Consider the following 4,443-nt stretch of genomic DNA (forward strand, 5'->3'; position numbering starts at 1 on the left):
GGTAGGTGACGCCCCGGGCCAGGCCGGTGTTGGTGAAGCCCCGGCCGGTGACGCTGAACGTGGCCAGGTCGTGGGTGAAGGCGGCGTCGGTGGCGCGCTGCACCACGAAGCCGGCGCCCGCCCCGGTCGGCGTGCTGGCCGACCAGCTCAGGATCACCGTGGTGGTGTCCGGTGCGGGAGCGGTGGCGGTGGCGAGCACCCCGGTCGGCACCCCGGGTCGGGGCGGCGTGGTCACGGTGGCCACCGTCGACCACGGTGACGCCGCGCCGAGGTAGGTGGTGCGCACCCGGTAGTAGTAGGTGGTGTCCGGGGCGACCACCGGGTCGAGGTGCGCCTCGCCGACGGCGATGGCGGTGGTGCCCGGCCCGCTGGTGAACGTCGGGTTGGTGGCCCGCTGCACGTCCACCCCGGTGGCGTAGGAACGGTTGGCCCACCGCAGCGCGATCCGCAGCGGCGCGGCCGGCGGCACCACGGCGGCCAGCCTGGCCGGCGCGCTGAGCTGCACCGAGGCGGGGACGCTGTTCGACCAGGCCGAGCAGCTCACCGCGTTCTCGGCCCGGATCCGGTAGTGGTAGGTGACCCCGGGGGTGACGGACGCGTCGGTGTACCGGGTCGCGGTGGCGGCCACGGTGATCTCGGTGAGCCCGGCCGTGAAGGCCGCGTCGGTGGCGCGTTGGAGGCGGTGGCTGGTGGCCGGCGGGCGGCTGCCGTTGCCGGTCCAGGCCAGTGCGATGGCCGGTAGTGCGGTGGCCGAGCCGGGCGCCGGGGTGGCGGTCAGCCCGGTCGGCGCCTTGGGGGCCACCCGCAGCACCAGCGGCCGGCTCATGCCCTGGTCGCGCAGCCCCGCCGAGCGGGTCTGCCAGCGGTACTCCCAACCCAGGTTGACCAGCTGGTTGACCACCACGGCGGGCCGCCCGTCGACCGGGCTGACCGGGCTGGCGTCGAGCCGCGCGCCGGCCGGCCGGGTCGGGTCGAGCAGACGTACGCTGTCGCCGATCTTGAAGGGCAGGCTGGGCGGGACGGGGCGCAGGGCGACGATGACGTCCTCCCGCGGGTTGACCCGGACGGTGTCCTTCCACCCCAGTTCACCGGGGTCCGGCGGGCGGACCGTGCCGTCCCAGCCGACCCGGTTGACCAGCTGCACGTCGCAGCCCTCGATGTGCACCGGATGGGTGCGGGGCGCGTCGCCGACGATCCGCCAGAGCTGGGTGCCGTCGGCCGGCGCGCCCACCGGCACGGTCGGGTCGGTCGCGTACAGCACCTCGGTGGCCGGATCGACCGGGCCGAGCGGCAGGGTGCCCGGGGTCCGCGGACCGGCGTTCGGATGGCCGACCCCGAGCCGCCCCACCGCCCGGCCGTGCCGGGGTTCGAAGACCTGCCCGACCGACTTCACCGCCAGCGGCAGGGTGACCGGGGCGACCGCGCCGGCCGGGGTGAAGGTGACCGAGGTGGCGCGCGCCGGCACCAGCGTCCCGGTGAGGGTGCGGGTGCCGAAGGCCGCATCGTAGGCCGGTTGCGGCACGATCGGCGGCCGCTGGCTCTCCGCGTACGCGGCGGGCAGGCTGGCGGCGAGCCGGTCCCGGTCGTACGGTGCGGCCGGGGTGCCGGTGACCCTGATCTGGAGCAGGGTCCGGGTGTTCGGGCCGTAGCCGGGGCGGGCGGCGGGGAGGCCACCGGTGTCGGTCCGGTCCGGAGCCTCGGTGTGGTGGTCGTAGCGGAGGTCGAACCGGGGCAGCGGAGCCGGGCAGTCGTTGTACAGGATCAGGGTGCTGCCCGGCGGGACGGTGGCGAAATCCACCACGACGTCGGCCCGCTCGCCGGGCGCGAGCAGCAGGGTGTGGCCGTCCACGTTGAGCACGGTCGGGTCCTGGCGGTCGTACCGGTAGCCGATCGGGCGGTTGGGCAGCACCACGGGAGCCGGCAGCAGGCCGCCCTCGTTGCCGATCTGGATCAGCTCCGGCCCGGCGGCGGCCGGGTCGGGCACCCCGCCCTCGCGCCCGTCGACCGGCCAGTGCGCCGGCCGCCCGGCGGCCCGGGCCGCCTCGACCACCGGCACCTCACCGGCCCGAGGGTCGCCGGGCGCGCCGGCCTCGGTCCACATCGGCTGGTCCGACGCGGCCCGGTAGAGCTGGAGGTTGAGCGTGCGGTCCGCGCAGGCGTTCAGGATCCGGAACCGGTACGCCCGCGGCGCGACCTCCAGGTACGGGTAGGCGACCCCGTTGACCAGCGGGGTGTCCCCGTACGCCTCGGGCACCGCCGACGGGTGCGGCACCCCCGGCGCCAGCGGCGGCTCGTCCGGTTCGGCGACCGGGTCGTGGTGCGGGTTCGGCACCGGGGCGACCCACGGGCTGGCCCCGCCGTCCGGGTCGTGGGTCCACGGGCCGTAGTCCCAGCGGCCGGTCGGGTTGCCGCCGGTCGTCGAGTAGGGGTTCTGCCGGGGCTGGTAGACGTGCGGGTGCCAGAGGCTGCCCTTCGCGCCCCAGCGGTCCCGGTCCCAGGTGGGATCCTGGGCGGCGAGCTGGGCGTCGTCCGGCACGAAGGTCTTGTCCTCGATCACCAGGGGGAGCTGGTCGGCGGGGAGCACCCCGGCGTCGACCAGCCGTTCCTCGGCCGGGTCGGTGAGCAGGTAGAGGGCCAGCTGTCCGGAGTAGACGGTGAGCCGGGACAGGCCGAGGGTGTTGTCGTGCAGCCACATGAGCCGGCCGCTCTGCTCGTTGGGGAAGTAGAGCGTGGTGGCGCCCGCGCCGGGCGGCGGCATGTCCGGCACCGGCGTCACCCCGACCCCCGTCGGGTACGGGGTGATCTCGCCGGCCGGGGTGACCCACTGCCACGGGTTGCCGGCGCTGATCCACGCCGTCTGCGCCCCGGCCAGGTGCGGCACGGCCCGGTTTCCCGGGTAGGGCGCGGGCCCGTCCAGCGGGCCGGTCCCGGCCCCGTCGACCGTCTCGTCGACCGGCAGGAAGAGTTCGCCGGCCCGGCCGGTGGGCAGCTGGTTGATGAACTTGATCCGGACCGGCCGGCCGCGCCGGGCGACGATCATCGGGCCGAGGTGCCAGGGCCGGTCGGGCGGGCCGACCGTGTTGTGCCCGGACGCGTCGGTGCCCAGGTTGAGCTGGCGGTAGCCGCGCAGCCGGGTGGCCGGCAGGTCGCGGTGCAGGCGTTGCGCGTACTCCTGGAGGCCGATCTCGTAGTAGTCGCAGCCCGGCCACGTGATCGTGTCGGGCACCGCGACCGGCAGGAGGGCGCCCAGCCCGGCGGTGGCCGGCGACCCGGGCACCGGCAGCGGGTCGACGAACTTGCGGATGCCGGTGCCGGGCACCGGCCGGCCGTCCCGGTCGAGCGCCGGCAGCGGGCTGGCCGCGAAGTTCGGCACCGGGCCGAAGCAGCGCGGCACGGCGGCCGGGTCGAGGCTTGCGGGGGCGGGCCCGGCCTCCTCCTCCGCGACGCGGGCGGCGGGCACGGTCGGCGCGTGGCCCTCGGCGGTCCGGGCGGCCCGGTCCGTCCAGCCCGGCCGGAGTCTGCGGAACAGCACCATGGCTCTCCCCGGGGTCGGGCGCGCCCGCCGTCACCCCGACGTGGCGGGCGTACGCGCTGCTGACGATCGGTGAGCACTCCACCGCAGCATGCGACGCCGAAGGCACGGGAGGGAACTACCCAATCGTCCCTATCTCGGGCGATCTTGGGTGGTTCGTGGAAGTTCCACGCGCCGTCCCGCTCAGCGGTCCGGTTGGCAGGCCGGGCACCAGTAGGTCACCCGCTCACCCAGCTCCTCCTTGCGGATCGCCGTGCCACAGCGCCGGCAGGGCTGCGCCCGGCGGCCGTAGACGTAGCTGGTCTGCCCGCGGTGCAGCGAGCCGGTGGTGCTCTGCGCCCAGCGGCCCCGGTTGGCGGCGAGCAGCCGCTGGGCGAGGGTGACCGTGCCGGCCAGGTCCGGCACCGCGCCGACCGGCGTCCACGGGGACACCCCGCGCAGGAACAGCACCTCGCACTTGTAGAGGTTGCCCACCCCGGCCAGGTTGCGCTGGTCCAGCAACGCCTCGCCGATGGTCTCGTCCGGGTGGGCGGCCAGCCGGCGGACCGCCTCGTCCGGGTCCCAGTCGGGACCGAGCAGGTCCGGGCCGAGATGGCCGACCAGCGACTCCTCCTCGGCGGTCGGGATCAGGGCCAGCTCGTGCAGGTGGTAGCCCACCGCGACCGCGCCGGGGGAGCGGAGCACCACCCGGATCAGGTGCGCCGGCCGGGCCGCCCACCGCTCGCCCGGGGCGTACGCCCGCCAGGCGCCGTCCATCCGCAGGTGCGAGTGCAACGTCCAGTCCCGCCCGCTCCCGGCGGTCGCGCCGGCCGGCTGCCCGGCCTCGGTCCGCCCGGCGGGGGCGTCCTCCCGCGCGGTGGCCCCCGCGGGTATGGACCCGGGTCGTGGTGCAGCCGGACGATCTCCATCCG

General features: G+C 76.2%; 2 protein-coding genes. Both read right to left on the reverse strand.

The genetic code is table 11. The annotated features are described in order from the left end of the window. Window positions 1–3,535, reverse strand: a 3,535-nt coding sequence (locus ACW0Q9_RS29310; protein WP_456186811.1) for a multicopper oxidase domain-containing protein, incomplete at its 3' end; no start/stop codon positions are given. 180 nt (window positions 3,536–3,715) lie between these two features. Next, a partial coding sequence (locus ACW0Q9_RS29315; protein WP_456186813.1) for a zinc finger domain-containing protein occupies window positions 3,716–4,443 on the reverse strand: 728 nt, incomplete at its 5' end.

This window comes from Micromonospora sp. I033, from assembly GCF_053890995.1.